At 65.0% G+C, this 25,781-nt stretch carries 25 protein-coding genes and 1 pseudogene; 22 read left to right on the forward strand and 4 right to left on the reverse strand.

What is annotated here, in order from left to right:
* Window positions 1–88: 88 nt before the first annotated feature.
* Together ACN0T5_RS01915 and ACN0T5_RS01920 are read left to right on the forward strand one after the other, a co-directional pair.
* On the forward strand, window positions 89–835 hold the full coding sequence (locus ACN0T5_RS01915) for a hypothetical protein (protein WP_417766925.1): 747 nt from the start codon (window positions 89–91) through the stop codon (window positions 833–835).
* Window positions 836–861: 26 nt separating this feature from the next.
* Window positions 862–1,965, forward strand: a complete 1,104-nt coding sequence (locus ACN0T5_RS01920) for a glycosyltransferase family 4 protein (RefSeq protein WP_417766996.1) — start codon at window positions 862–864, stop codon at window positions 1,963–1,965.
* On the opposite strand, the gene ACN0T5_RS01925 is transcribed toward ACN0T5_RS01920, so the two are convergent.
* Window positions 1,935–2,969 carry a stealth conserved region 3 domain-containing protein gene (locus ACN0T5_RS01925; RefSeq protein ID WP_417766926.1) on the reverse strand — a complete coding sequence of 345 codons (1,035 nt, stop codon included), beginning with the start codon at window positions 2,967–2,969 and terminating at the stop codon, window positions 1,935–1,937. The two genes, ACN0T5_RS01920 and ACN0T5_RS01925, sit on opposite strands and share 31 nt — an antisense overlap.
* Window positions 2,970–3,101: 132 nt before the next feature.
* On the opposite strand from ACN0T5_RS01925, the gene ACN0T5_RS01930 reads away from it, so the two are divergent.
* The gene (locus ACN0T5_RS01930) at window positions 3,102–4,712 is read left to right on the forward strand and encodes a xylulokinase (protein WP_417766927.1); all 1,611 of its coding nucleotides are present in this window, start codon (window positions 3,102–3,104) and stop codon (window positions 4,710–4,712) included.
* Between the two features lie 29 nt (window positions 4,713–4,741).
* On the forward strand, window positions 4,742–5,431 hold the full coding sequence (locus ACN0T5_RS01935; RefSeq protein WP_417766928.1) for a CDP-alcohol phosphatidyltransferase family protein: 690 nt from the start codon (window positions 4,742–4,744) through the stop codon (window positions 5,429–5,431).
* On the opposite strand, the gene ACN0T5_RS01940 is transcribed toward ACN0T5_RS01935, so the two are convergent.
* Window positions 5,391–5,783 (reverse strand): rhodanese-like domain-containing protein, encoded by a 393-nt coding sequence (locus ACN0T5_RS01940; protein ID WP_417766997.1) that lies wholly within the window; start codon window positions 5,781–5,783, stop codon window positions 5,391–5,393. The two genes, ACN0T5_RS01935 and ACN0T5_RS01940, sit on opposite strands and share 41 nt — an antisense overlap.
* Window positions 5,772–6,149: pseudogene (locus ACN0T5_RS01945) on the reverse strand (FKBP-type peptidyl-prolyl cis-trans isomerase); the annotation flags it as partial. The gene ACN0T5_RS01940 and the pseudogene ACN0T5_RS01945, both read right to left, overlap by 12 nt.
* A 183-nt stretch (window positions 6,150–6,332) precedes the next feature.
* Between ACN0T5_RS01945 and ACN0T5_RS01950 the strand changes: the two are divergent.
* From ACN0T5_RS01950 to ACN0T5_RS02035, 18 genes are all read left to right on the forward strand, one after another.
* Complete coding sequence (locus tag ACN0T5_RS01950; protein WP_417766929.1) at window positions 6,333–7,151, forward strand: 2-keto-4-pentenoate hydratase; 819 nt, start codon at window positions 6,333–6,335, stop codon at window positions 7,149–7,151.
* A 133-nt stretch (window positions 7,152–7,284) separates the two neighbouring features.
* Window positions 7,285–9,384 (forward strand): 3-hydroxyacyl-CoA dehydrogenase NAD-binding domain-containing protein, encoded by a 2,100-nt coding sequence (locus ACN0T5_RS01955; RefSeq protein WP_417766930.1) that lies wholly within the window; start codon window positions 7,285–7,287, stop codon window positions 9,382–9,384.
* A 465-nt stretch (window positions 9,385–9,849) separates the two neighbouring features.
* The gene (locus ACN0T5_RS01960; RefSeq protein ID WP_417766998.1) at window positions 9,850–11,130 is read left to right on the forward strand and encodes an ABC transporter substrate-binding protein; all 1,281 of its coding nucleotides are present in this window, start codon (window positions 9,850–9,852) and stop codon (window positions 11,128–11,130) included.
* A 187-nt stretch (window positions 11,131–11,317) separates the two neighbouring features.
* Complete coding sequence (locus ACN0T5_RS01965; protein WP_417766931.1) at window positions 11,318–12,280, forward strand: carbohydrate ABC transporter permease; 963 nt, start codon at window positions 11,318–11,320, stop codon at window positions 12,278–12,280.
* Window positions 12,277–13,227, forward strand: coding sequence for a carbohydrate ABC transporter permease (locus ACN0T5_RS01970; RefSeq protein WP_417766932.1), 951 nt, complete (start codon window positions 12,277–12,279; stop codon window positions 13,225–13,227). The genes ACN0T5_RS01965 and ACN0T5_RS01970 overlap by 4 nt, the downstream gene beginning before the upstream one ends.
* 107 nt (window positions 13,228–13,334) lie before the next feature.
* Window positions 13,335–13,532 carry a hypothetical protein gene (locus ACN0T5_RS01975; RefSeq protein ID WP_417766999.1) on the forward strand — a complete coding sequence of 66 codons (198 nt, stop codon included), beginning with the start codon at window positions 13,335–13,337 and terminating at the stop codon, window positions 13,530–13,532.
* 6 nt (window positions 13,533–13,538) lie between these two features.
* The gene (locus ACN0T5_RS01980) at window positions 13,539–14,654 is read left to right on the forward strand and encodes an ABC transporter ATP-binding protein (RefSeq protein ID WP_417766933.1); all 1,116 of its coding nucleotides are present in this window, start codon (window positions 13,539–13,541) and stop codon (window positions 14,652–14,654) included.
* Between the two features lies 1 nt (window position 14,655).
* Window positions 14,656–15,669: an ABC transporter ATP-binding protein gene (locus ACN0T5_RS01985; protein ID WP_417766934.1), complete on the forward strand. Its 1,014-nt coding sequence runs from the start codon at window positions 14,656–14,658 to the stop codon at window positions 15,667–15,669.
* Entirely contained in the window at window positions 15,670–16,278 is a 609-nt protein-coding gene (gene dhaL, locus ACN0T5_RS01990) for a dihydroxyacetone kinase subunit DhaL (protein WP_417766935.1), read from the forward strand.
* Window positions 16,275–16,664 (forward strand): dihydroxyacetone kinase phosphoryl donor subunit DhaM, encoded by a 390-nt coding sequence (gene dhaM / locus ACN0T5_RS01995; RefSeq protein ID WP_417766936.1) that lies wholly within the window; start codon window positions 16,275–16,277, stop codon window positions 16,662–16,664. Before dhaL ends, dhaM begins: the two co-directional genes overlap by 4 nt.
* Before the next feature lie 11 nt (window positions 16,665–16,675).
* Window positions 16,676–16,975, forward strand: a complete 300-nt coding sequence (locus ACN0T5_RS02000) for an HPr family phosphocarrier protein (protein ID WP_417766937.1) — start codon at window positions 16,676–16,678, stop codon at window positions 16,973–16,975.
* Between the two features lie 5 nt (window positions 16,976–16,980).
* Window positions 16,981–18,621, forward strand: a complete 1,641-nt coding sequence (gene ptsP / locus ACN0T5_RS02005; RefSeq protein ID WP_417766938.1) for a phosphoenolpyruvate--protein phosphotransferase — start codon at window positions 16,981–16,983, stop codon at window positions 18,619–18,621.
* Window positions 18,614–19,045 carry a hypothetical protein gene (locus tag ACN0T5_RS02010; protein ID WP_417766939.1) on the forward strand — a complete coding sequence of 144 codons (432 nt, stop codon included), beginning with the start codon at window positions 18,614–18,616 and terminating at the stop codon, window positions 19,043–19,045. Before ptsP ends, ACN0T5_RS02010 begins: the two co-directional genes overlap by 8 nt.
* Before the next feature lie 29 nt (window positions 19,046–19,074).
* Window positions 19,075–20,064, forward strand: a complete 990-nt coding sequence (gene dhaK / locus ACN0T5_RS02015) for a dihydroxyacetone kinase subunit DhaK (RefSeq protein WP_417766940.1) — start codon at window positions 19,075–19,077, stop codon at window positions 20,062–20,064.
* 55 nt (window positions 20,065–20,119) lie between these two features.
* Window positions 20,120–21,175 (forward strand): sugar phosphate isomerase/epimerase family protein, encoded by a 1,056-nt coding sequence (locus tag ACN0T5_RS02020; RefSeq protein WP_417766941.1) that lies wholly within the window; start codon window positions 20,120–20,122, stop codon window positions 21,173–21,175.
* Window positions 21,176–21,212: 37 nt separating this feature from the next.
* Complete coding sequence (locus ACN0T5_RS02025; protein ID WP_417766942.1) at window positions 21,213–22,385, forward strand: Gfo/Idh/MocA family protein; 1,173 nt, start codon at window positions 21,213–21,215, stop codon at window positions 22,383–22,385.
* A 142-nt stretch (window positions 22,386–22,527) separates the two neighbouring features.
* Window positions 22,528–23,598 (forward strand): metal-dependent hydrolase, encoded by a 1,071-nt coding sequence (locus ACN0T5_RS02030; protein ID WP_417766943.1) that lies wholly within the window; start codon window positions 22,528–22,530, stop codon window positions 23,596–23,598.
* A 140-nt stretch (window positions 23,599–23,738) separates the two neighbouring features.
* Window positions 23,739–24,983: an MFS transporter gene (locus ACN0T5_RS02035; protein ID WP_417766944.1), complete on the forward strand. Its 1,245-nt coding sequence runs from the start codon at window positions 23,739–23,741 to the stop codon at window positions 24,981–24,983.
* Window positions 24,984–25,011: 28 nt separating this feature from the next.
* Here ACN0T5_RS02035 and ACN0T5_RS02040 read toward each other — a convergent pair whose 3' ends face one another.
* Window positions 25,012–25,752, reverse strand: a complete 741-nt coding sequence (locus tag ACN0T5_RS02040) for a hypothetical protein (RefSeq protein WP_417766945.1) — start codon at window positions 25,750–25,752, stop codon at window positions 25,012–25,014.
* Between the last annotated feature and the right edge of the window lie 29 nt (window positions 25,753–25,781).

Raw genomic sequence — 25,781 nt, forward strand, 5'->3', positions numbered from 1 at the left:
GTAAGGCGTTCCAGTAGTAGGGGAGGTGCCCGGTCGGAGCAATAGTCGGCTGGCACTGCTGAAAGCACGCGTGAACGGGCGAAACGGGATGCAGGCGTCGATTACCGTGAAGGGCCTCTGGTCCGAATATCGGCGTGACAAGCTGCGGGCGGAATTGCGCGGGGACTGGGCGGTGGCGATTTTCTACCGGCTGCCGAGCATGTTTCTGATCGTGCCCCTGGCGCGTCTTGGGGTCGCGCCCGTTGCCGTGACCGTCGCGGCGCTGGCCCTGGCTCTCGCCATGCTGCCCGCGGCGTTCCTGCCGTCGGTGCCGTTGGCCGGCATGGTTGTCGTCTGCCTCGCCCTGGCGTTCCAGGTGCTCGACTGCGTGGATGGCGGGCTGGCGCGGGCGATCGGCGGAACCAGTATCCGGGGCGCAACCTTCGACTTTCTCGTCGACATGCTCCAATGGGGCATGCTGTACGCGAGCATCGGGATCCTTGCCGACCGTGCCGGGGACGGAGGAGCCTTCTGGAGCGCGATCGGACTTGCCGCCGCCTGGAACCGGCTTTTCGCGCGGGTGGTGCGCGATGCAGGAGAACGGGTCAGGGTGGATGCCGGGGCGAGCGGATCCGGGACGTCCATCGGGACGGCAGCCGGGCGGATTTCACTCGCGAGCCTGACCCTTGCCGCTCTCGCCGGACTGAGCGGGCTGATACCGTTGCTGCTCGCGCTGGCGCTGGCAACCGGCCATCTCGCGGCCCTGACGCTGTTCCTGCTGGTCTACGGGCTTGCCGATATTGCCGAAGGTCTGACGGGGGTCCTTGCCACGGGGCGGGATAACGGGCCGCGATGAAGATCGTCCAGATCTGTCCGTATGACATGACCCGGCCAGGCGGGGTGCAGTCGCATGTCCGCGACCTGTCGTGCTGGTTGCGGAACGAGGGGCATGCCGTGCGCGTCGTCGCGCCATATCCGCCTGCCGGTGTTGCCGGAGGAGGTGTGACCTGTTGTGGCCGGGCGCGGATGGTATCCATGTTCGGGACCCGGTTCGAAGTCAGCCTTGCCGGGCGGCACGAGTTGCGGAGACTGGCGGCGGATCTCCATGACTGGGGCGCGGAGGTCGTCCATCTGCATACGCCGTGGACCCCGCTGATGGCCTGGCAGCTCTGGCAACGGCTGCATCTTCCGACCGTGACGACGTTCCACGCAACGCTGCCGGAGGCCAGTGACAGCGGCGTGTCCGGACGTGTGCTGCACAGCATCGCCGGTTATTTCATGAAGCGCTCGCGGGCCGTTGTGGTGCCGTCAGAAGCGCCGTTGGCACATCTGCGCCCGCAAGAGCGAGGCATCTCGGCGCATGTCCTGCCCCCGGCCGTGAACCTTGCCCCCTGGCGAGAGGCTGGCTTCCGGCGCGCAGAAAACCCGGCCGGGGGCCTGGAAGTGGGGTTTCTCGGCCGCTTCGAGGCTCGCAAGGGTCTGGATGTTCTTCTCGAAGCCTGGCCGGGGATCTCCGTGCAGGTTCCTGATGCCCGTCTGACGATCGCGGGAGCCGGACCGCTTCTGCCGTCGGTCCGGGAGGCAATGGCAGGCGTTCACGGAGACCGCATCCGGCTGGTCGAAACACCCGACGATGCGACGGCGCGAGCACTTGTGGCGGCTTGGGATATCGTCGTTGCTCCCGCGCCCTATGGCGAGAGTTTCGGTCTCGTGCTCGTCGAGGCAATGGCCGCCGGCGCGCTGCCTGTCGCCGCGGCGAATGCCGGTTACGCAAGCGTCCTTGGACAGGGGGAAGGCGTCGGTCTGCTGGTCCCGCCCGGGGATGCAGGAGCGTTGATCCGGCGGATTGCCGAACTGGCGGAAAGGCCCGACGAGCGAGATGCGCTGCGCCGGTGGTCGGTGTCGCGCGCCGGGGAACTCGATCTGCCGGAAGTGGGCCCGCGACTTGCGGAGATCTACCGCGAGGCGCTCGTGCCGTCGGCGTGAACAGTCTTTTCGAAACGTGAGGGGACCGGGAACCAGCGCTCAAGGGTCTTGCGGACATGGGCGACGACGCGCGGATTGGGGGTGTTTCCGAAACTGTCGTTCAACGTGATGGTGGCGGGCTTGCGCCACTCCAGCCGGCGCAGTTGCAGCCAGGTCCAGGCGTACCAGTTCTCCAGTGACGCGTAGCCGGTCATGCGCCGGACGTCGGAGCTGTCCGCCCGTATGGCCATCGCTGTTTCCAGTGCGAAATGCGGGTAGAGATATTCCGGAGGGACATTGCCATGGGCTCGGAAACGGCTCCGGCGCGTGGTGGCGATGTCGTCGGCGAAGCGCTCGCACATCCGCGCGAAGAGGTCCCGGTCGATGAGCTGCGGTCCGTGGGCAAGGTAGGAAAAGGCCTTTGCGCCGAACGCTGCCTTCAGCACGTGATTGGCCCTGGCGAGTGCCAGGTTCCAGGGGCTCGAACTGGCCGGATCGAGCTGCGACATCACGGGCGCTGCTCGCTTCTCCAGAAAGACCTTCGCACGCCCGTCCGCCGCGCTGAAGTCTTCCAGCTTCAGCGGCCGGAATGCCAGCATGTCGTCCTCGAAATAGAGAAACCGGGGAGACAGGTCCGGAATCCTCGTCAGATGGCTGACGATGGCAAAGGAATTGAACGTCGGCAGGAGTTCCGGTGCCATGATCTGGTCGTGGTGGATGATGCGGATGTCGGGATGACCGGCGTCGAGCCAGGCCGGAACCTGCGGCCGGCAGCTTACGATGTGGATCTTGCGCACGAAGGGCATGCAAGCCTCGAGCGAGCGCAGCGAATAGCGCAGAAGGTCGAGATTGTCGCGTGTGCGGTTGGGGTTGGTGTCGCGGCTGTCGGTGGCATGGGCGCGCAGCGTTTCCGCATAACCGGGGAAGCTGTCATCGACCCATGTGTACACGACATCGACGGAGTTTGGCTGAAGGGCGGCGGCGCAGCCGGTTGGTATCGGTACTCCACCAGTCTCCGAAGTCATGTGCAGACGTCTCCGCCCGGGGTGCCGATGCGGTCACCGCCTGTTTCCCCGGTTCTCAAGGGGCGCCGAAATCTATAAACCCGATGCCGGCAAAGGAGCAAACGCGTCCGGAGATGCCATCAGGCGAGGGCAATGCGAGTGGGCAAAGACGGTTCCCGGGACACGGATGTGCGGAATGCCGGCAGCAGGGCTGCGGGCCGGTCGGCGCGTGACCTTCTGATAGCCGCCGATTTCGGGACATCCGGTGTCAAGCTTGCCGCGCTCGACAGGTCGCTGTCGCTCAAGGCGGTCGCGATGCGCGCCTATCCGTTGTCTCTGCCCGTGTCCGGCCAGGCGGAGCAGGCGCCGGCAGACTGGTGGAAGGCGCTGGCCGAAGGCATCGCGGACCTGCGCGGGCTGATACCTGATCTCGCCGAACGTACCGCCGCGCTGGTGTTCTGCGCGCAGATGTGCGGCGTTGTCGCGACCGACGCCTCGGGAGCCCCCTTGCGTCCGGCAATCGTCTGGCTCGACAAGAGGGCCGGTACGATGTCGCGACAGATGAATGGCGGATTTCCCTCGCTTGCCGGCTACCGGCTCGACAAGCTCCTGGCCTGGACCCGGATCGCCAATGGTGCGCCGTCGCACAACGGCATGGACCCGCCGGCCAAGATGCTGTGGTTGAAGCAGTTCGAGCCGGATGTGTTTGCCGGGGCGCACAAGCTTCTTGACGTCAAGGACTGGTTGCTCGCCAGGGCGACAGGACGTTTCGTGACGACGGCCGACAGTGCCAACCTGACCTGGATGATGGATACGCGGCAGGGACGAGAGGGGTGGTCGCCCTATCTTGCCGGGCGGCTGGGCATCCCGCTCGACAAGCTGCCGGAGATCGTCGACGGGACCGAGACAGTCGGGGGGCTTCTGGCGGACGCGGCTGTCGAACTCGGGCTCGAGCCGGGATTGCCCGTGATCGCCGGCGCCGGCGATGTGGCGGCGACAGCCATCGGCTCCGGGGCGATGGCCGATGGCGAACTGCATGCCTATGCCGGCACCAGTGCCTGGCTGAGCGGGTTCTTTCCTTCCCGGCGGATCGATATCTTCCATTCCTTCGCGACGATTTGCTCCAGCGTCAATTACCGGCCCTTGCTGATCGCGACGCAGGAAAGCGCAGGCACCGCCTTTGCGTGGGCCGCGCGCCTGACCGGCGAGGCGGAAGGCGACACGGATAGCGCGCTTGCCCGTGCCTATGAAGGCATCGGTCCGGTGCAGGCCGACGATCCGCTGTTCGTGCCCTGGCTGGCGGGCGAGCGGGTGCCCGTCGATGACGATCGCTTGCGCGGTGTGTTCTACGGGCTGGGGATGCAACACGACCGGAGCGCGCTGCTGCGCTCGGTTCTTGAAGGCGTTGCGCTCAACATGCGCTGGGCTCTCTCCAAGGTGGCGAAACAGCGTGGAGTGCTCCAAGACACGCCATTGCCGCTGGTTGGCGGGGCCGCGGTCAACCCGCTTTTCGCGCAAGGTCTCGCCGATGCTCTCAAGCGACCCGTCGAGGTCCGCGCGCCCCGGCTTGCGGGCGTGCGCGGAGCGGCGGCGATTGCCGGCACGAACCTTGGCTGGTTCGACAGCGTGGAAGCTGCGGCGCCGGTGCTTTCGGCGGGGCCGACCGAGACCTACGACCCGCAGGACGAAGGCATGGCGCTGAGCGACGCCCGCTCCGCCATGCTCGAACGGCACCGCTCGCGCCTCATCGCGCTCTACCGCTGAACCGGCCTTAGGGCCTCAAGGACACGATCATGATCGACGGACTGTTCAAGCGCCATATCGACCCGCTCTGGGAGCGCATGGCGACCCCGCTCGTCAAAGCGGGCATGAGCCCCAATCAGGTGACGGCGACAGGGCTTGCGCTCGTGACGCTGAGTTCGGCGCTTTACCTGTGGCATGAGAACCCCGCGCTGTTCGGCCTGATGCTCGCCTTTGCCTTCGCTTTCGACGCGCTGGACGGTGCAGTGGCACGGCGGCGCGACATGTGCACCAAGTCCGGCGGCTATTTCGATGCGATGGTGGATCGTTATCAGGAACTCGTGGTGCTCGCGGCAATCGCGGCGGTCAACGATCTCTGGGCGCTTGCCCTGATCGCCTTTTCCGGCGGTGTGATGACAAGTTACGCGAAGGCACGCACCGCGATCGAGATCCCGATCAGCAACGAGGCGTGGCCGGACTTCTTCGAGCGGCTTGAACGGATCATCTTTCTTTGCGCGATGCTGCTTGTGGCGGGGGGGCTGTCGTTTGCCGGCCTGCCTGCCGGAACAACCATCGCTGTCGGCCTGGCAGTCTATGCCATGCTCGCGCATGCAACGTCGGTGCAGCGCATCCGGCGCGCGGTTTTGCTGTTGCGCGCCGCAGACATGGCGCAGAAGGACGAGAGCGGACCGGACGGCGGTGTCAGCACAGCCAGCAGTTTTCCGGCAGGGACGCAGTCGTGACCGGATTGCCCTCCTCGATCCAGTTCAGGACGCCTTTCTCGACGCTGTCGATCCTGCTGTATCCGGCACGCTCCGCGAAATAGCGGGCGACAACGGAGGAACGGCTGCCGGTCCGGCAGATCAGCACGACGGGATCGTCCTTGTCCGCAAGGGCCGTGAAACCGGCGAGAAAACCGGGGTTCACCTTGCCGTCCTCGTCGAAGAACGTGAGGAGGCGGGCGCCTTCGATGACACCCGTCTCCTTCCATTCCTCAGGCCGGCGAATGTCGACCAGAACCGCGCCGTCGGTGAGTTTCCGTTTCAGCGCGTCATTGTCGAGACTGCCGAAGTTGGCCTTCGAGACGGCTAGCAACTCGACCTCGAAACGCAGTGTCGCATTGGGCGGGATGACGCCGCCCGCTCCGCGCGCGCCGTAGCCGAGTTCGGGAGGAATGACGAGTTCGCGCTTGCCGCCGACCCGCATGCCCTCGACGCCCTGGTCCCAGCCCCGGATCACACGGCTTGCACCCAGGGGAAAGGAGAAGGGCTCGCCGCGGTCGAGGCTTGAATCGAACTTGGTGCCATTGGCGAGCCAGCCCGTGTAATGCACCGTCACGGTCGAACCCGGGACGGCTTCCTCCCCCGTGCCGATGACGATGTCGCGGATTTCGAGTTCGGCGGCGGTGGCGCCCAGCGACAGGGGCAGAAGGACGCAGATTGCGATAAGAAATCTCAGCATGGAGATGATCTCCCGGAATTGGTCAAGGTTGCAGCAGACGATAGCGTGGAGCCTGCCGGTCGGAAAGCGAACGGTTCGGGGGCGGGCGGATTGCCGACTTGCCAAGCCCCGGGCCGCCCGGCCATCGTGGGCTGACATTGAAGCAGGCGCGGGCAGGGCGCGCGAGGACAAGGATGACAGCCCATGAGGGATGACGACGTGGCGCTTGCCGGCAGGTTGCTGGACCTGGCCGGACGTGCGGGCTCCTGCCCGCCATTGACCGACGAGGATGCGGGGTTCGACCTTGCCCGTGCGTATCAGGTGTCCGCAGCCATCGTCGAGCGGAGAATTGCGCGGGGCGAGCGTCCGGTCGGCTGGAAGATCGGCTTCACCAACCGCACGATCTGGGACCAGTACAACGTTCATGCCCCGATCTGGGGGCCGGTTTACGACACGACGACTGCCGAAGTGATGGAGCCGGGTGTCTCCACTTGCGACATCTCGCGGTTGATGGAGCCGCGGATCGAGCCGGAAATCGTGTTTCGTATAGCTTCTCCGCTCCCGGCTGGTGCCGGAGAGGCGGAGCTTCTCGCATCCATCGACGGCGTGGCGCTTGGCTTTGAACTCGTGCAATCACCTTTCCCCGGATGGCGGTTCCAGGCTGCTGACACCGTGGCCGCCTTTGCCTTGCACGGATTGCTGAGACACCGGACCTTCGTGCCGGTCACGGCGGAGAACCGGGAGGCGTGGCTGGCGCGTCTCTGCGATTTCACGCTCGAACTGTTCAGGGATGGAGAACGGATCGACGGCGGGAATTCCGAGAACGTGCTGGGCGGTCCCTTGAGCGCGTTGAAGGCGATGGTCGACGGCTTGCCCGATACGGAACTGGCGCGTGAAATCAGAGCGGGCGATGTGGTCACCACCGGGACACTGACCGGTGCCTTTCCGGTCGCGGCAGGGGAAACATGGAGCACGCGGGTGGCCGGGTTGCCGCTCGACGACATTACCCTTGCCCTGACGTGAAGGCAGTGCACGGAACCATCCGTGCCGCCGATATTTTAGGATTGAAACACCTGGCCCGGCCCCTAAACTGCGCCCGCCCCGGCGCGGCACCTGGCACGCCGCGCCGCACAGCTTTTTGCAAGGAGACGCCTTCGTGATCGAACCCGTTCGCTACTCTCTCGAGGACGGCATCGCGCTGATCGTCATCGACAATCCGCCGGTCAACGCGCTTTCCCGGGCTGTGCGCGCAGGTCTTGCAGATGCGATCGAACGGTTTGCCGCCGATGCAGGGGCCAGGGTCGCGGTGATTGCCGGCGCCGGACGCACGTTCATCGCCGGCGCTGACATTCGCGAGTTTGGCAAGCCGATGGCCGAGCCGTTTCTGCCTGACGTGATCAACAGTGTCGAGGCCTGTGCCAAGCCGGTGGTTGCCGCCCTGCACGGGACGGCGCTTGGCGGGGGGCTCGAGGTTGCGCTGGGCTGCCATGCACGTGTGGCTCTCGCATCGGCCAAGATCGGGCTGCCGGAAGTGACCCTCGGCATATTGCCCGGCGCCGGCGGGACGCAGCGGCTGCCGCGCCTGGCCGGAGCCGATGCCGCGCTCGACCTGATCACCAGCGGCCGCCATGTCGGTGCGGTCGAGGCTCTGAAGCTCGGCATCGTCGACGCCGTGGTGGATGCAGGCGATCCGCTGGAGGCGGGCAAGGCGTTTGCGCGCGACCTTGTCGCCGGCGGGAACACGGGACGGCGCAGCGGTGAGCTGGATCCGGGAGAGAAGGACACCGGGCTTTTTTCAGAGTGGCGGGCGAAGACGAAAAAGGCGGCGCGGGGGCAACTGTCGCCGATGGTTGCGATCGATGCCGTCGAGGCGGCCTTCGACCTGCCTTTCGACGAGGGGCTGGCGCGGGAGCGGGCACTCTTCACCGAACTGATGAATTCGGACCAGAGGGCCGGGCTGATCCATGCGTTTTTTGCGGAACGTGCCGTTGCGAAGGTCCCCGAAGCCCGTGGGGCGGAACCGCGGGACATTGCCTCGATCGGGGTGATCGGCGGGGGCACGATGGGCTCCGGCATCGCCGTGGCGGCTCTCAACGCGGGCCTGCCGGTGACCCTGGTCGAACGGGATGCGGCAAGCGCGGACCGGGCGCGCGGTATCGTGGCAAAGCTGCTCGACGACGGCGTGCGACGCGGCAAGCTCTCGGATGCGCGCCGCGAGCAGATCCTTGGTCGCGATTTCACGACGGCAACCGATTATGCAGCCCTTTCCGCGACCGATCTCGTGATCGAGGCGGTCTTCGAGGACATGGCCGTGAAGAAGGAGGTCTTCACGAAGCTTGATGCGGTGGCCCGTCCAGGTGCGATCCTGGCGACGAACACGTCCTATCTCGACGTTGACGAGATCGCGGCCGCGACCTCGCGGCCCCAGGATGTCATCGGGTTTCACTTTTTCTCTCCCGCCCATGTGATGCGGCTTCTGGAGGTGGTTGTCGCCAGCGAGACGGGCGCGGATGTCGTTGCAACCGGCTTCGCGCTGGCCAAGCGGCTGAAGAAGGTCGCGGTCAGGGCAGGCGTGTGCGACGGTTTCATCGGAAACCGGCTGCTCAATACCTACCGGAAGGCCGCCGACTACATGGTCGAGGATGGCGCCAGCCCCTATGAGATCGATGCGGCCCTGGTCGGTTTCGGCTTTCCCATGGGACCATTCGCGGTGGGCGATCTCGCCGGACTCGACATTGCCTGGGCAGGGCGCAAGCGCCGGGCGGCGACGCGCGATCCCCGCGAACGCGTTGTCGGGTTCGCCGATCGTCTTTGCGAACGTGGCTGGTTTGGCCAGAAGACGGGGCGCGGTTTCTATCTCTATGAGGATGGTGCGCGGCGCGGCGTTCCGGATCCGGAGGTTGAGGCCATCATCGCCGCCGAGCGCGAGGCCAAAGGCATTGCGCCGCGCAGCTTCTCCGCCGAAGAGATCGTCACACGCTATATGGCTGCGATGATCAACGAAGCTGCAAAAATCGTCGAGGAGGGCATTGCCCTGCGTCCGCTCGATGTCGATGTGACGACGATTGCCGGCTACGGCTTCCCGCGCTGGCGCGGCGGCCCGATGCACTATGCGGACCGGCAGGGCCTTGCATCCGTGCTTGCCGACCTTCGGCAGCTTCACGCGGAAGACCCGTTCTTCTGGGAGCCGGCCCCCTTGCTCGTCCGGTTGGCCGACGCCGGGGAAGGATTCTCTTCGCTGAACGGGCAGGATTGAACCGCCGCCTCGTTTTTTTTCGAAGACCTGTTGCGCTGCCAGAAGGCCCGTTTCTACAGGCGCCGAGAGCCGGAAGCTCTCGGCGCTTTTTTTTGGTATGCGAAGGAAAACGCGCGGAAAATGTTTATAATCAGCGTTTTCATTTTTTCGGACAGAAGCGTAATGATGTTGCTCATATTTCGAGTTCATGGAAATTAATTCATGATTTTCCGGCATTTGGCACGCGTAGGTTGTTGCATTGCAACATAGATATGTGGCTTTGCAGCAACGAAATCGCTTGATTTGTTTAGCATATCCTATCCAACTAAACATCGCGGTAAACATCCGAAACGGGTGGAGTCCACGCGGGAGGCGGGGGCGCGGCCGGTGACCGCAAGTTGCGGGCCCGACAGAACAGCCGCGAGACTGTGGGAGGATCACGTGAACAGATATCGGAAGACATGGGCTGCAGTCCTGTGCGGAACGATGATGAGCGGCTTTGCCGCCACGTCGGCGCAGGCGGAAGACATCACCCTGTGCTGGGCTGCCTGGGACCCGGCCAACGCGCTTGTCGAGCTGTCGAAGGATTTCACCGCTGAAACCGGCATCGGCATGAAGTTCGAGTTCGTGCCGTGGCCGAATTTTGCCGACCGCATGCTCAACGAGCTCAATTCGGGCGGCAAGCTTTGCGACCTGCTGATCGGCGACAGCCAGTGGATCGGCGGCGGCGCGGAGAACGGGCACTATGTGAAGCTCAACGACTTCTTCGAGGCCGAGAAGATCAGCATGGACGATTTCGCCCCGGCGACCGTCTATGCCTATTCGACCTGGCCGAAAGGCACGTCGAACTACTGGGCATTGCCGGCAATGGGCGATGCCAATGCCTGGTTCTATCGCAAGGACTGGTTCACGAAGCCGGAGATCCAGGAAGCATTCAAGGCCGAATACGGCCGCGACCTGGTGCCACCCAAGACCCAGAAGGAGCTGATGGAGATCGCCAGGTTCTTCCAGGGCAGGGAAATCGACGGCAAGACCCGCTACGGCATCAACATCTTCACCGAGCGCGGTTCGGAAGGCATCACCATGGGCGCGACCGGCGCGCTTTATGCATGGGGGTTCAAGTACGAGAACACGCCGGGCAAATATGACATGGAAGGTGCGGTGAACTCGCCCGAGGCGGTGGAGGCGCTGGAGTTCTACAAGGAACTCTACAAGTGCTGCACGGCGCCGGGTTACACCGACAGCTACATGCAGGAGAGCCTCGACAGCTTCAAGTCCGGCCAGGTGGCGATGGCGATGAACTGGTTCGCCTTCTTCCCCGGCCTTTACAAGGACGAGCAGGTTGGCGGCGACAAGATCGGCTTCTTCGTCAATCCCGGGCAGAATGTCGAAGCCTCGACGCTTGGCGGGCAGGGTATCTCCGTCATCTCCTATTCCGACAAGAAGGAACAGGCGCTCAAGTACATCAAGTGGTTCGCCCAGCCTGAGGTGCAGGCCAAGTGGTGGTCGCTCGGCGGCTATTCTGCCCACAACTCCGTCCTCAACGATCCCGGCTTCAAGGACAGCCAGCCGTTTGCGGCCGACTTCCTCGTGGCGATGGGGGGCGTTCAGGATTTCTGGCAGGAGCCGGCCTATGCCGAACTGCTGCTGGCCATGCAGAAGCGGCTGCATGACTACGTGGTTGCCGACCAGGGTACTGCGCAGGAAGCCCTCGACAAGCTGATCGAGGACTGGACGGAGACCTTCGAGGACGAAGGCAAACTCTGAAACACACCCCGACTGTTGCTCCCCCGCCGCCGAACCGGCAGCGGGGGAGATGCCGGAGAGAACCGGTGCGGGTTTCTGTACCCGGGTCGGGTTTGCGAACCTTCACCGAGATCCGGCTGGTCCGCGTCTAGCGGACCCTGCCCGAGCCATGCCTGCCGCCCGGCCGTCGCCCAATCGGAACCTCGTCATGTCACAGCAAGAGCTCAGCAGCAGCGTCGCCGAACAGGTGGCCAGCCGGACGCCGTCCGGCATTGCGCGAAAGGTGCGCGGCCTGTCGGACCGGGCAATCGCCTGGATCTTCATCGCGCCCACCATCGTGCTTCTGCTTGCGATCAACGTGTTTCCGCTGATCTGGACCGTCTATCTGTCCTTCACGGATTTCCGCGCCAACAGGCCCAACCGGGATGTCGAATGGGTGGGTCTGCGCAACTACGAGCGCGTGCTGACCGACAGCGACATCTGGCACAACATGCTGGTGACGTCTCACTTCCTGTTCTGGACGATGTTCTTCCAGGTGCTGATCGGTTTCGGCCTCGCATGGCTGATCAACAAGAACTTCCGCGGACACGGTGTCTGGACGACGATCATCCTGCTGCCGATGATGCTGTCGCCCGCTGTTGTCGGCAATTTCTGGACCTTCCTCTACCAGCCGCAGATCGGCCTCTTCAATTACGTGGTGAGCTTCTTCACCGGTGCGGACCCCTCCTCGTTCCAGATGATCGGCAGCGTCGACCTGGCGCCCTGGGCGATCGTCATCGTCGATACGTGGATGTGGACGCCCTACACGATGCTGATCTGCCTCGCCGGGCTCCGCTCCATTCCCGACTACATCTATGAGGCGGCGGAAGTCGACCGGGCCGGGCCTTTCCGCACCTTCTGGTCGATCACGCTGCCGATGGTAATGCCGTTCCTGATGCTGGCGGTTCTTTTCCGCGCCATCGAGAACTTCAAGATGTTCGACCTCGTCGTCGAGTTGACGTCCGGCGGACCTGGATCGGTGACGGAACTCGCGTCGATCAACCTGAAGCGTGAAGCCTTCGAGAAGTGGCGCACGGGCCTTTCGTCGGCCTTCGCCATCATCCTGTTCGTGACGGTGTTCGGCGCGGCCAACATCTACGTCAAGGCGCTCAACACGGTGAAGAGCAGATGAGCACGACAACCGCCCACTCCGTCGTCGCTCCGGGGCGCCGGACACGATTTTTCGCCGGCCTTCTGGTCGTCGTCTACGCGCTCGTCACCATGGTGCCGCTCGCCTGGATCTTCCTGACGGGCTTCAAGACGCCACCCGATTCCATCTCCTACCCGCCGAAGGTGGTGTTCGAGCCGTCGCTCGAGGGCTATGTGAATCTCTTCACGACGCGCTCGCGGCAGACGCCGGAATACATGGAAAGCCTGCCGCCGCCCCAGACCTGGTATGAGGAACTGGTTCGCTCGCGGCACATGGTCATCGCCGGCCCCTCGAAGTTCGGGGAACGTTTCCTCAATTCCGTGATCATCGGTTTCGGATCGACTTTCCTGTCCGTTTTCCTGGGAACGTTGGCCGCCTACGCCTTTTCCAGATTCAAGGTGCCATTGGCCGACGATCTGCTGTTCTTCATCCTGTCGACCAGGATGATGCCGCCGATCGCCGTCGCGATCCCGATCTTCCTGATGTACCGCACGGTCGGGCTTTCCGACACGCATCTGGGCATGATCATTCTGTATACGGCGGTCAACGTGTCGCTTTCTGTCTGGCTGCTGAAGGGGTTCGTCGACGAGATCCCGAGGGAGTACGAGGAGGCGGCGTTGATCGACGGCTATACGCGCCTGCAGGCCTTCGTGAAGGTGGTGCTGCCGCAGATGGCGACGGGTATCGCGGCGACGGCGATCTTCTGCCTGATCTTCGCCTGGAACGAGTATGCCTTCGCATTGCTGCTGACGTCGGGAACGGCGCAGACGGCGCCTCCCTTCATTCCAACCATCATCGGCGAGGGCGGTCTCGACTGGCCGGCCATCGGCGCGGGCGTGACGCTGTTCCTGTTGCCGGTTCTCGTCTTCACCATCCTGCTGCGCAAGCATCTGTTGCGGGGCATCACCTTCGGAGCGGTTCGCAAATGACCGGGTCAACGGACAAGGCCGGACCGGCGGTCGCCGGCGGCGATCTCCAGGACGTGCGCGACAGGATCGCCGCACAGCGGACCCATCCGCCGGGACATGCCGCGAGGCTGGCTGCCGGGGCAACGGAACAGGGAGGCCGCCGCATCTTTCGGCGCGGTCCGTGGGAGCTGCTTGCAACGGTGCTGATCGGGCTTGGCGTGGTCATGCTGATGCAGCCGTTCGCCATGGCGCTCTTCACCTATTCCTTCATCACGATCCTGACCGGCACCGTGATGTTCATCATCGTCAGCCACTTTCCGGAATAGGACGCCATGGCGGAGATCAGGGTCGAAGCCCTCAAAAAGAATTTCGGCGAGTTCACCGCGGTGAAGGATTCCAACTTCACCGTCGCGGATGGCGAGTTCTTCGTCATGCTGGGTCCGTCGGGCTGCGGCAAGACGACGACGCTGAGAATGATCGCGGGACTGGAACTGCCGACCTCCGGGCGCATTTTCCTCGGCGGCGAGGATGTTACCTTCAACCGCGCCTCGCATCGCGACATTGCCTTCGTTTTCCAGCTCTTCGCGCTCTATCCTCACATGAACGTGCGCAAGAACATGGGGTTTCCGCTGGTTTGCCAGGGCATGCCGCGCGCCGAGATCCGGCAGCGGGTCGAGGAAACGGCGCGCCTGCTGCGGATCGATCACATTCTCGACAAGCCGGTGTCCGGCCTTGCGGGCGGCGACCGGCAGCGGGTGGCGCTGGGACGCGCCATCGTGCGCCGGCCGATGGCCTTCATGATGGACGAGCCGCTTGGCACGCTCGACAGCGAGTTTCGCGACCTGATGGTCCGGGAACTGCGCGAGTTGCACAATTCGATCGGGGCGACGACGGTCTATGTCACCCACGACCAGCTCGAAGCGATGGCCATGGCCGACAAGATTGCGGTGATGAACCATGGCGTCATCGAACAGTTCGGCCATCCCCAGGAGATCTACGATCGGCCGGCGACGATGTTCGTCGCCGATTTCATCGGTTCGCCGCCGATGAACTTCCTGACGGTCACGGGAGGCCTTGCGCCCGGCGCGCAAGAGGTGGGCCTGAAGGAGGCGCGCATCAAGGTGCCGGAACTGCGCGAGGAGGTGGTGGCGGAAACGCTCGTGCTTGGCATGCGTCCGGAGCACATCCGTCTCGACGATGCAGGCCCGTTGCGGGGCGAGGTGTTCGGCACCGAGTATCTCGGCACGACGCAGATCGTCACGCTCAACGTTGGCGACACCCAGGTCAAGGCGCGTCTGGCGGCGGATGTCACGGTGCGCGACGGCGAAACCGTCGGCCTGTCGCTCGATACTGCCAGGCTGTCGCTTTTCGACGCGACCAGCGGGCGGGCGCTGGCCAGCGCCCGCGATGACGCAGCGCTCGCCCCGCGCACCGGAACGGGAGGCTGACATGGCAACAGTGACCCTGTCGGGCATCAGCAAGCAGTTTGGCCGGACGCGGGCGGTCGATGACCTCTCGCTCAGCATCGCCTCCGGGGAATTCGTGGTGCTGCTTGGTCCCACGGGCGCGGGCAAGACGACGACATTGCGGCTCATCGCCGGGCTCGAGGCTCCGGATGGCGGGCGTGTGACGATAGACGGCGCCGACGTGACCGCGACGCCGCCGGCGGGACGGGACGTCGCTTTTGTCTTCCAGCAATACTCGCTCTATCCGCATCTGAGCGTCTTCGACAACCTCGCCTTCCCGCTGCGCTCGCCGGCGCGCCGGGTTCCCGAGGACGAGATCCGCCGGACGGTCGAGGAGGTTGCCGCGATGCTGCGCATCGGCCATAAACTCCAGAACCGCTCGACGCAACTCTCCGGCGGCGAGATGCAGCGTGTCGCCATCGGCCGGGCGCTGGTGCGCCAGCCGTCGATCTATCTGATGGACGAGCCGCTGTCCTCGCTCGATGCGAAATTGCGTGCGGACTTGCGCCTGGAACTGAAGCGGATCCAGCGCGAACTGGATGCCACCATCCTCTATGTCACGCACGACCAGATCGAGGCGATGACCATGGCGGATCGCATCGGCATCCTGTCGGAGGGGCGGCTGGTACAGATCGGCACGCCCCGGGAGATCTATGAGGATCCGGACAATGTCTATGTGGCGGCCCGGCTCGGTCAGCCGTCGATCAATGTCCTGCCGGTGGGCATCCTGCCGGCGCCGGACGTGCCGGCGAACGCGTTCTCGATCGGTGCGCGCACGGAACATTTGCGCATCGCGAAGGCGGATGCCACAAGCGCCAACGCGCGGCTCGACTGGGTCGAGCATCTCGGCGACCAGAACCACCTGCATATCCGTATCGGCGATTTCCGGCTGACGACGCTGGCCGATCCGGCAAGCGACCTGGCCTCGGGCGAAGCGATCCGGGTGGAAGCGGACGCGGCGCTTTACTTTGACGAAGACGGGAAACGGATCAGATAGATGAGTGATATCGACAAGCAGGTCGGGCCAACCGTCGAAGCCGTGGCGCGGGCGATCATCGCGCATGCGGACGAATTGACCGAGCTCGATTCGGCGATCGGTGACGGCGACCACGGGCACAACATGAAGCGCGGAATGCAGGCCGTGCTGGATGACCTCGAGGCGCTTGCCGCCAAACCCTGGGACGAGGCGCTGAAGGCGGCCGGAATGCAACTCGTGATGAAGGTTGGCGGAGCGTCGGGCCCGCTCTACGGAACGCTGTTCATGACGCTCGGCAAGACACTGGACATGCCGCCGACGCGCGCCGGCCTTGGCGCAGCCGTCGAGGCGGCCATCGAGGCGGTGATGGCGCGGGGCAAGGCGCATGCCGGGCAGAAGACGATGCTCGACGTCCTGGTGCCGACGGCTGCCGCCCTCAAGGAAGGCAAGGAGCCAGGGGAGATCGCTGCGGCGGCCGCCGCCGCTTGCGCGGGAACCCGCGACATGCTGGCAACGAAGGGGCGGGCGTCCTTTCTCGGCGAACGGTCGATCGGTCACATCGACCCGGGCGCCCGTTCGAGCCAGATCATCATCGAGGCGATTGCCGCCCGTTTTGGAGATGTGAAATGAGCAATGTCGGCATCGCGATCGTGTCGCACTCGCCGCTGGTTGCGGAAGGTACTGCGGACATGGTCCGGCAGATGGTCGGCGACGAAGTCCCGCTCGCCTGGTGTGGCGGAGATCCGGACGGGGGGCTCGGCACCAGCGTCGAGGCGATCCTGAAGGCGATCGACGCGGCCTGGTCGGAAGCGGGTGTCGCGCTTCTTGTCGACCTCGGCGGAGCGGAGACCAATTCTGAAATGGCTGTCGAGATGCTTCCGGCGGAACGGGCCGGCAAGGTGGTCGTGTGCAACGCCCCGATCGTGGAAGGCGCGGTGATCGCCGCCACGGAAGCCTCGGGAGGTGCCTCGCTCGACGAGGTGCGGCGTACTGCCGAGGAACTCTCGGCTCTATGAGGACGAATGACATGAATGACGTGGTGCTGACGGCCAATGTGCTGCTGGAGCACGAGGTGGGGCTGCATGCGCGGCCCTCGGTGAAGTTGACCAAGCTGGCCAAGACCTTCAGCGCGGCGATCGAGGTCAGTCCTGACCCCGACGGCCCCTGGGTGGATGCCAAGAGCATCGTCAAGGTGATGGCCACGCGTGCACCGAAGGGCACGGTCCTGCATTTCCGCGCAAGCGGCGAGGCGGCGCAGGCCGCGCTCGATGCGCTGGTGAAGCTGGTCGAGGACGACTTCGAGACCGGCGCGGGCGGTACGGATTGACGGCAATGGTGCAGACCGGGCGGCAAGCCGAAAAGCGAAAGGGACGAGCAGCCTCGCCGGGACTGGCCAGCGGACCAGTCGTGCCGATTGAGGACGTCGCCCCCCGGACCGAGGCAATGACAGCTGTCGCGGCCGACCCGGCCGCAGAACTTGCAAGTTTGGCGCAGGCTCTTGAGGGGGCATCCTCGCAACTGGCGGCCCTTATCGACCGTGTCGATGCGGACGCGGCCGAGATGCTCGAATTCCAGCTGGCCATGATCGAAGACGAGGAGTTGTCGGCTCCGGCCGTCGCGGCGATCACGGACGGAGCGGCAGCTCCGGTGGCCTTCGCGGCCGCGCTGGATGCCGCCATTGCCGGTTATCTGGCATCTGATGACGACTATTTTCGCGCGCGTTCCGCGGATCTCTCCGACATCCGCGACCGGGTGCTTCGCCTGCTTGCGGACCCCGGCATGGCGGAGAGACGGGAGAGCCCGAAAGGCGCCATCCTTGTGGGTGTCGACATCACGCCGAGCCGGTTTCTGGAAGTCGACTGGAGCGCGGGAGGGGCTATCGCCCTTGCCGAAGGGAGTCCTTCGAGCCATGTCGCGATGCTGGCGCGCGCGCGGGGCGTGCCGATGGTTACGGGTCTCGGGGTGCTTGATATCGACGAGCGTGCCGTGGCCATTGTCGATGGCGAGACGGGAACCGTCTGGTTCGACCCGGATGCGGCGATGCAGGCAGAGCACGAGGCGTTGCGGGCCCGGCGCGCGCACGAGGCCGACGCCGCACGTGCCTATCTCGACAAGCCGGCGCGCACCGCCTGCGGCGAGGCCGTGTCCGTGATGGTGAATATCGCCGAGCCCGATGAGGTGGACGGGATCGACCCCGCGCATTGCGACGGTGTCGGTCTCATGCGGACCGAGTTCCTGTTCCACGGACCGGGCGGCCTGCCGGACGAAGAGACGCAGTATCGTGCCTATCGCAAGGTTCTGGAATGGGCTGGCGGGCGCAGCGTTACCATCCGCACCCTGGATGCCGGTGGCGACAAACCGGTGCCGGGACTGACCATCGCCGAAGCCAATCCGTTTCTCGGGTGTCGCGGCATTCGCCTGTCGCTGCTGAGACCCGGCGTCTTCCGTGTCCAGTTGCGGGCCCTTGCAAGGGCGGCGGTGCACGGAAACCTCCAGGTCATGTTGCCGATGGTCAGCCGGCCGGAGGAGGTCGGACGTGCCGGAGAACTGTTCGATGCCTGTATCGCGGAGCTGCGCGCGGAAGGTGTCGAGGCGGTGAGGCGTCCGCCGCTGGGCATCATGGTCGAGGTGCCGTGCGTGGCGATCACGCCGGAGCGGTTTCTCGCCGCGGACTTCTTCTCCATCGGGTCGAATGACCTGACGCAATATGTGATGGCGGCAGGGCGCGACTCTGCCGAGGTGGCGGAAATCGGCAGGGCCGACGATCCGGCCGTGCTGGCGCTTGTCGAGGCAACCGTGCGGGCGGGAGAGGCGGCGGAGCGGTCGGTCAGCCTGTGCGGCGATGCCGGCAGCGACCTCGACGTCTTGCCGAAGCTGCTCGCCCGGGGGGTGCGGCGGGTATCGATCGCACCGGCCGCACTGGCCCGGGTAAAGGCTTCGATCGCGGCGATGCGGCTCGATACCGATGGCTAGGGAACCCGTCAAGGAGACGCCCGAAAGCGCACAGATGGTGGCTGTCTACAAGGGTGTTCTGCAGAAGGTGCTGGACAAGCGTCCTTCGGGTACACGCCAACGGGTTGCTGCCGCCCTTGGCAAGAACCGGAGCTTTGTTTCGCAGATCTCCAACCCGGCCTATTCGACGCCGATTCCGGCCACGCATGTCGAGCAGATTATGGAGATCTGCCACTTTTCGCCGAAGGAACGGGAGGCTTTCATCGAGGCCTATGCGCTTGCGCATCCCCGGCACCAGGGACTGGTCGACAAGGGACCGAAAGTGCGCGCGCGGACGCTGTTCCTGCCCGACCTTGGCGACATGGAGCGCAACCGCAAGCTCGACATTCTCATCGACGACTTCATCCGCAACCTGTCCGATCTTGTCGACGACGACAGCGGGTAGCGGTGCCTTTTTTGGTTTGGGAGGACTGAATGAAAAAGCTGATCAATTCCGTCGACACCGTCCTGAGCGACAGCCTTCACGGCTTCTGCCGCGCGCACGGGGACATTCTTGTCGCCGGCGACGACCTGAAATTCGTTCGGCGCAAGGACCTCAAGCAGGGCAAGGTGGCCCTGATTTCCGGAGGGGGTTCCGGCCACGAGCCGCTGCATGGCGGTTTTGTCGGCCACGGAATGCTTGATGCTGCGTGTCCGGGGCAGGTTTTCACCTCGCCGACGCCCGATCAGATGATCGCCGCCGTCGAGGCGGTCGATACAGGCGCGGGGGCCCTCTTCATCGTCAAGAACTATGAGGGCGACGTGATGAATTTCGAGATGGCGGCCGAGATGGCCGTCGGCGAGGTTGCCACTGTCCTGACCAACGATGACGTTGCCGTGGAGGATTCTCTTTATACGACCGGACGGCGAGGGGTCGCGGGGACGCTGGTCGTCGAGAAGATCGTCGGCGCTGCCGCCGAGGCCGGCGGCGATCTGGCGAGCCTCAAGGCGCTTGGCGACAAGGTGAATGCCCGGACCCGTTCGATGGGCGTGGCTTTGACCAGTTGCACCGTCCCGGCCGCCGGCAAGCCGATGTTCGAGATCGGCGACGGCGAGATGGAGATGGGCGTCGGCATACACGGCGAGCCCGGACGGCGCCGCGTGCAACTGGCGACGGCGGAGGAGATCGCCGCCGAGATGACCGGGGCGATCCTGCGGGACCTCGGGGAGGCCGCCTCCGGCGAGGTGCTTCTCTTCGTCAACGGCTTTGGCGCGACGCCGGCGATGGAGCTCTATCTGATGTATGGCGAGGCGGTGAAGAGCGTGGAGGCGGCCGGGCTCTCCATCGCACGGTCCCTTGTCGGGAACTATGTGACGGCGCTGGACATGGCCGGATGCTCGATCACCGTGACGGTGCTCGACGAGGAGATGAAACGGTTCTGGGACGCGTCGGTTCACACCGCGGCGTTGCGTTGGGGGATGTAGGAGCAGGGAACGCCCGATCGGACGGTGTTCGGGCAGCGACAGGGAGGAGACAGTCATGAAGACGATGAAGGGGCCGGGGATTTTCCTGGCGCAGTTCGCGGGCGATGCAGCGCCGTTCAATTCGCTGCCGTCTATTGCCGCCTGGGCGGCGTCGCTTGGCTATACCGGTGTCCAGATCCCGACCTGGGACGGGCGGCTGTTCGATCTCGACAAGGCGGCGGACAGCCAGGATTATTGCGACGAGATTGCGGGCATCTGCCGCGAGGCGGGGGTCGAGATCACGGAACTCTCGACCCATTTGCAAGGTCAGCTGGTTGCCGTCAATCCGGCCTATGACGCGGCCTTTGACGGGTTCGCCGCTCCGCATGTGCGCGGCAATCCGAGGGCGCGACAGGAATGGGCCGTCGACCAGATGATGAAGGCGGCGAAGGCTTCGCGCCGGTTCGGGCTGGACGCCAGCGTTTCCTTCCCGGGCGCGCTTGCCTGGCCCTATGTCTATCCCTGGCCGCAGCGACCGGCCGGGCTCATCGATACGGCCTTCGACGAGCTTGCAAGGCGCTGGCGTCCCATCCTCGATGCCTATGACGAGGTCGGCGTCGACGTCTGCTACGAGATCCATCCGGGCGAGGACATTTTTGATGGCGCGACCTTCGAGATGTTCCTCGAGAAGGTTGGAAATCATCCGCGCTGCTGCATCAATTACGATCCTTCGCATTTCGTGCTGCAGCAGCTCGACTATCTGGCCTTCATCGATATCTACCACGAGCGGATCAAGGCGTTTCACGTCAAGGACGCGGAATTCAATCCGGACGGGCGGCAGGGTGTCTATTCCGGCTACCAACCCTGGGTGAGCCGTGCCGCGCGCTTCCGCTCTCTGGGCGACGGTCAGGTCGATTTCGCCAGCATCTTCTCCAGGCTCGCCGCGCATGACTACGGGTCCTGGGCAGTGCTCGAATGGGAGTGCTGTCTCAAGCATCCCGAAGACGGGGCGGCGGAGGGCGCGCCCTTCATCGCCCAGCACATCATCCGCGTGACGGAAAAGGCTTTCGACGACTTCGCCGGGAGCGGTGCGGACGAGACGGCGAACCGCAAGATGCTCGGCATCGACTGAGGTTTTGACAAGAAATCGGCACTGGGAGGGACGCAAGATGGCGATTGAAGGGGGAAAGGACGACGCGGCCGGCGGGCGTATCCGGCTCGGCATGGTCGGTGGGGGCGAGGGCGCTTTCATCGGCGGTGTGCACCGCATCGCGGCACGTCTTGACGGGGAGTTCGAGCTGGTTGCCGGCGCGTTGTCATCGGATCCCGACCGGGCGCGGGCGTCGGGTGCTGCCCTCGGCCTGACGCCGGAGCGCAGCTATGCCTCCTTTGCCGAAATGGCGAAACGCGAGGCCCGTCTCAAGAACGGCATCGAGGCGGTCGCGATCGTCACGCCCAACCACATGCACTATCCGGCAGCACGCGAATTCCTCAAGCGCGGCATCCATGTCATCTGCGACAAGCCGCTGACGTCGACGCTGCCGGATGCCAGGAAGCTCGCGGCATTGGCGGAAAAGTCGGGGGCGGTCTTTGTGCTCACGCACAACTACACCGGCTATCCGATGGTCCGGCAGGCGCGCGAGATGATCGCCTCCGGCATGCTCGGCGCCTTGCGCGTCGTGCAGGCAGAGTATCCGCAGGACTGGCTGACGGAGCGGCTTGAGGCGAGCGGCCAGAAGCAGGCGGACTGGCGCACGGATCCGGCGCGCTCCGGTGCCGGCGGCTGCGTCGGCGACATCGGCACCCATGCCTACAATCTCGCCTGCTTCGTTACCGGGCTCGCCGCCGAGGAACTCGCCGCCGACCTGACCACTTTCGTCGATGGCCGCAAGCTCGATGACAACGTCCATGTGATGCTGCGGTTTTCGGGCGGAGCACGTGGCATGCTGTGGGCGAGCCAGGTGGCGCCGGGCAACGAGAACGGGCTCCGCCTCAGGGTCTATGGTGAAAAGGGTGGTCTCGAGTGGGAGCAGGAACAGCCCAATCACCTCTGGTACACGCCTTTTGGCGAGGAAAAGCGCCTGATCACTCGGGGCGGGGCAGGTGCCGGCGCGGCCGCGGCGCGGGTCAGCCGGATCCCGCCCGGCCATCCGGAAGGCTATCTGGAAGGTTTCGCAAACATCTACCAGGAGGCGGCACGGGCGATCCGCGCGGCACGCGGGGGAACCCGACCGGACCCGGATGTCCTCTATCCGACCGTCTCGGACGGGCTCGCGGGCATGGCCTTCATCGACGCCTGCGTGCGGTCGTCGGCGCGTAACGGACAATGGGTCCGTCTTTGAACAGCCGACCTGCCGGGGCGGGCGCCAACCGGACGGGAAATGCCCGGTGCTGGCGTTTTCCGCGCGAGAGTCCTATGTGAGATGGCGCATGGCCATGAGGTCATGAGCCTGCGCCCTCAAAACCGGATCTCAGCGCCCGCCCATGGATTCCCTTACCCAGTTCGTTCTCGGCGCGGCGGTCTCTACCGCCTTGCTCGGCAAGACGCTCGGCCCGCGGCGGGCCGCGCTCGTTGGCGGTGTCCTGGGCACATTGCCGGACCTCGACGTCTTCCTTCCCTTTGACGATCCGGTCGACAGTTTCGTCCTGCATCGCGGCGCGACCCATTCGCTCTTCATTCAGGCTCTTGCCACCCCTGTCCTTGGCGAGGTGCTGGTGCGTGTGTTCAAGCCGCTGCGCGACAAGCGTCTGCTGGTGTGGCTGACGGTCTATCTGTGTCTTGCCACCCATGCCCTCATCGATGCGATGACGGTCTATGGAACGCGGCTGTTCTGGCCGCTGTCGCCCGATCCGGTCGGGGTCGGCTCCGTCTTCATCATCGACCCCCTCTACACGTTGCCTTTGCTGGTGGTGGCCGTCTGGGCGCTTTTCCGCAGGACCTGGTCGCGGAGGTTTGCCCGCGCCACCATGGCCGCCCTTGTCGTGAGTACCGGGTATCTCGCGCTGTCCGTCCTCTTGCAGGCGCACATGGAAAGCCGGGCGCGCGTCATCTTCGCAAATGCGGGGCTCGCGCCCGACCGGGTCTTCGCGATCGCGGCTCCCCTCAACACGGTTTTGTGGAAGGTGATCGGCCTGGAAAACGGTCGCTATCACAATCTCTATCTGTCGCTTCTGGATGGCGATACGCCCCCGGTGATCTACACGCATGACCGGGGCGGCGACATGCTGGGATGTCTTCAGGGAAATCCCGCCTTCGCCAAACTCGACTGGTTCAGCCGTGGTTATGTCCGCGCGGAACATGTGGGGGACCGCATCGTGGTGTCGGACCTGCGGATGGGACTGACGCCGGCCTATGCCTTTCGCTTCGCCATTGCCGAGCGCAACGGCACCGGTTTTCAGCCGATACCGCCGGAACGCGACATGACCCACCGGCGGACGAGCGAAGGCGATGCCGACTGGCTGCTGACGCGTGTCGGCGGACAGCCGTCGGTGCGGCGTGCGGAAGCGGATGCAGCCGGAGCGTTGCCCGTCGTGCCTGCGGACCGTGCCTGCTGAATTGCATTTTGCCGTAACGGCAGCACGCCTGTTGCCGGGTTTTGCCGTTGAAACGGCGTTGTTGCGGATGTAACCGGGTAGGACCACAAGAAACCGCGCCCGGTGGAGACGCGGTTCGCCCCCGGGAAGGACGCCAGACCATGCAGGCTTGCGAGATCGACGACGCCGGTGGCGTCGACAGTGCGTATGCGTGGATGCGCCTCGGCCTGTCGATGCTGCTCGCCACGATCGGCGGTGCCGGCATGTGGTCGGTGATCGTCGTTTTGCCGGCGGTGGAACGGGAGTTCGGTGTCGACCGGGCGGACGCCTCGCTGCCCTATACAGCCACCATGGTCGGTTTCGCGCTCGGCAACCTGTTGATCGGCAGGTTCGTCGACCGCTTCGGCGTGACCGGGCCTCTGGCCATCGCATCGCTGGCGCTGGGCTCGGGGTTTCTGCTGGCGTCCCAGGCCGGCTCGATCTGGATTTTCACCCTGTTGCAGGGTGCGCTGATCGGCTTTGGTTCGGCGGCGACGTTCGGACCGTTGCTTGCGGATGTTTCCCACTGGTTCGACAAGCGGCGTGGCCTGGCGATGGCCGCGACAGCTTCGGGAAACTACCTCGCGGGCGCGATCTGGCCGCTGGTATTGCAGGCCGCGATGGCTGAACACGGTTGGCGCGGCGCCTATGTCCTGGCCGGCATGGTCTGCCTCGCGGTGCTGGTGCCGCTTGCCTTCCTTCTGCGCCGGCCATCGCCTCATTTGGCGCGCCAGGGCGGCCCGGTGCCCAAGGCGCCGCCGCCGCCGAAGCGGTCGACTTCGCTCTCACCGGGCATGCTGCAGTTCCTGCTGATCGTTGCCGGGCTTGGCTGCTGTGTTGCCATGTCGATGCCGCAGGTGCACATCGTCGCCTATTGCGTCGACCTTGGCTATGGCGTGGCACGCGGAGCGGAGATGCTGTCGCTGATGCTTGCCGGCGGTATTGCGAGCCGGTTGCTCTCGGGAATGCTGGCCGATCGTATCGGCGGGCTGCCGACCCTGTTGATCGGCGCCGTGCTGCAGTGTCTCGCGCTGTTGCTCTACCTGCCCTATGACGGGCTCGCCTCGCTCTATCTCGTGTCGCTGATCTTCGGCCTGTCACAAGGCGGCATCGTTTCGAGCTATGCGATCGTGGTGCGGGAATATCTTCCGGCGCGCGAGGCCGGGCGCCGGGTTGGTGCGGTGATCACCGCGACGATCGTCGGCATGGCACTCGGCGGCTGGATGTCGGGCTGGATCTACGATCTGACTGCGTCCTACCAGGCGGCGTTCCTGAATGGAATCGCCTGGAACCTGCTCAACATCGCGATGATCGTGCTGATCCTGTTGAAGAGCGGACGCCCCCAGGGAACCGCAGTCGCAGCCTGACGGCGCGATATTGCCCGAGGCTCCGGTTCTAGTCGGGACGTGCCCCGGCATGGACGCGCTCGACCAGTGCCAGCGCCTGTCGCCTGCAATCCTTCTCGGCCAGCCAGGCGAGAATCAGTCCTGCCGGAGCATCGCGCAAACCGTCGGGCAGGACCGACAGGTCGAACTCGCGCAATTCGCTTCCAAGCGAGACGATCAGACGGCCGTCTTCGCGTGCCATCTCCTCCGGTACCGCAAGTCGATGTTCTCCGGCTGGCCACGCAATCCCTTCGTGGCGGCCCGCGGCGCTTCGCAGGGCGATGGATGCGGGACTGTCGGCGTTGCGACGCCAAAGGGTCAGCTTGCCGGCACGCGTGCAGCGCGGGCCTGAACTGTCGGCGCTGACATCCCAGACCCCGGGGGACGGGGGAATGTCGCCGGCGCCGGTTCGGGCCGCGCCAAGGACTGTGGATCTGGCTTCCGGCGAGCCGATCAGTCGCTTCAGAACTCCCCAGTCGGTATCCCCGCCTGCGGTCGCGGAAGCGTTCTCTCGGGGGATCGGACCTTCATGGGCTCCGTCAAGGTTCGTCACGCGACCGCTGCGCTCGATCAGCGTCAGTCTTGCGCCCTCCGGAAGTGAGAGGTCGTCGTCGGTCGTGATCTCCGTTCCAGGGGCATAGAGGGCGGGTGCCCCTGTCGCTGCAATGACGACGTAGTCGGCCAGGGCCGTGGCCGGAGAGATCGCGATCGCCGCGGCAATGAGGAGGTATGTGGCTCGCATGGCGGTCATGTCCCGTTCCAGTGTCGCTCACCCTCCTG

The sequence above is a fragment of the Stappia sp. genome (genome assembly GCF_048261845.1).
GTDB lineage: Bacteria > Pseudomonadota > Alphaproteobacteria > Rhizobiales > Stappiaceae > Stappia.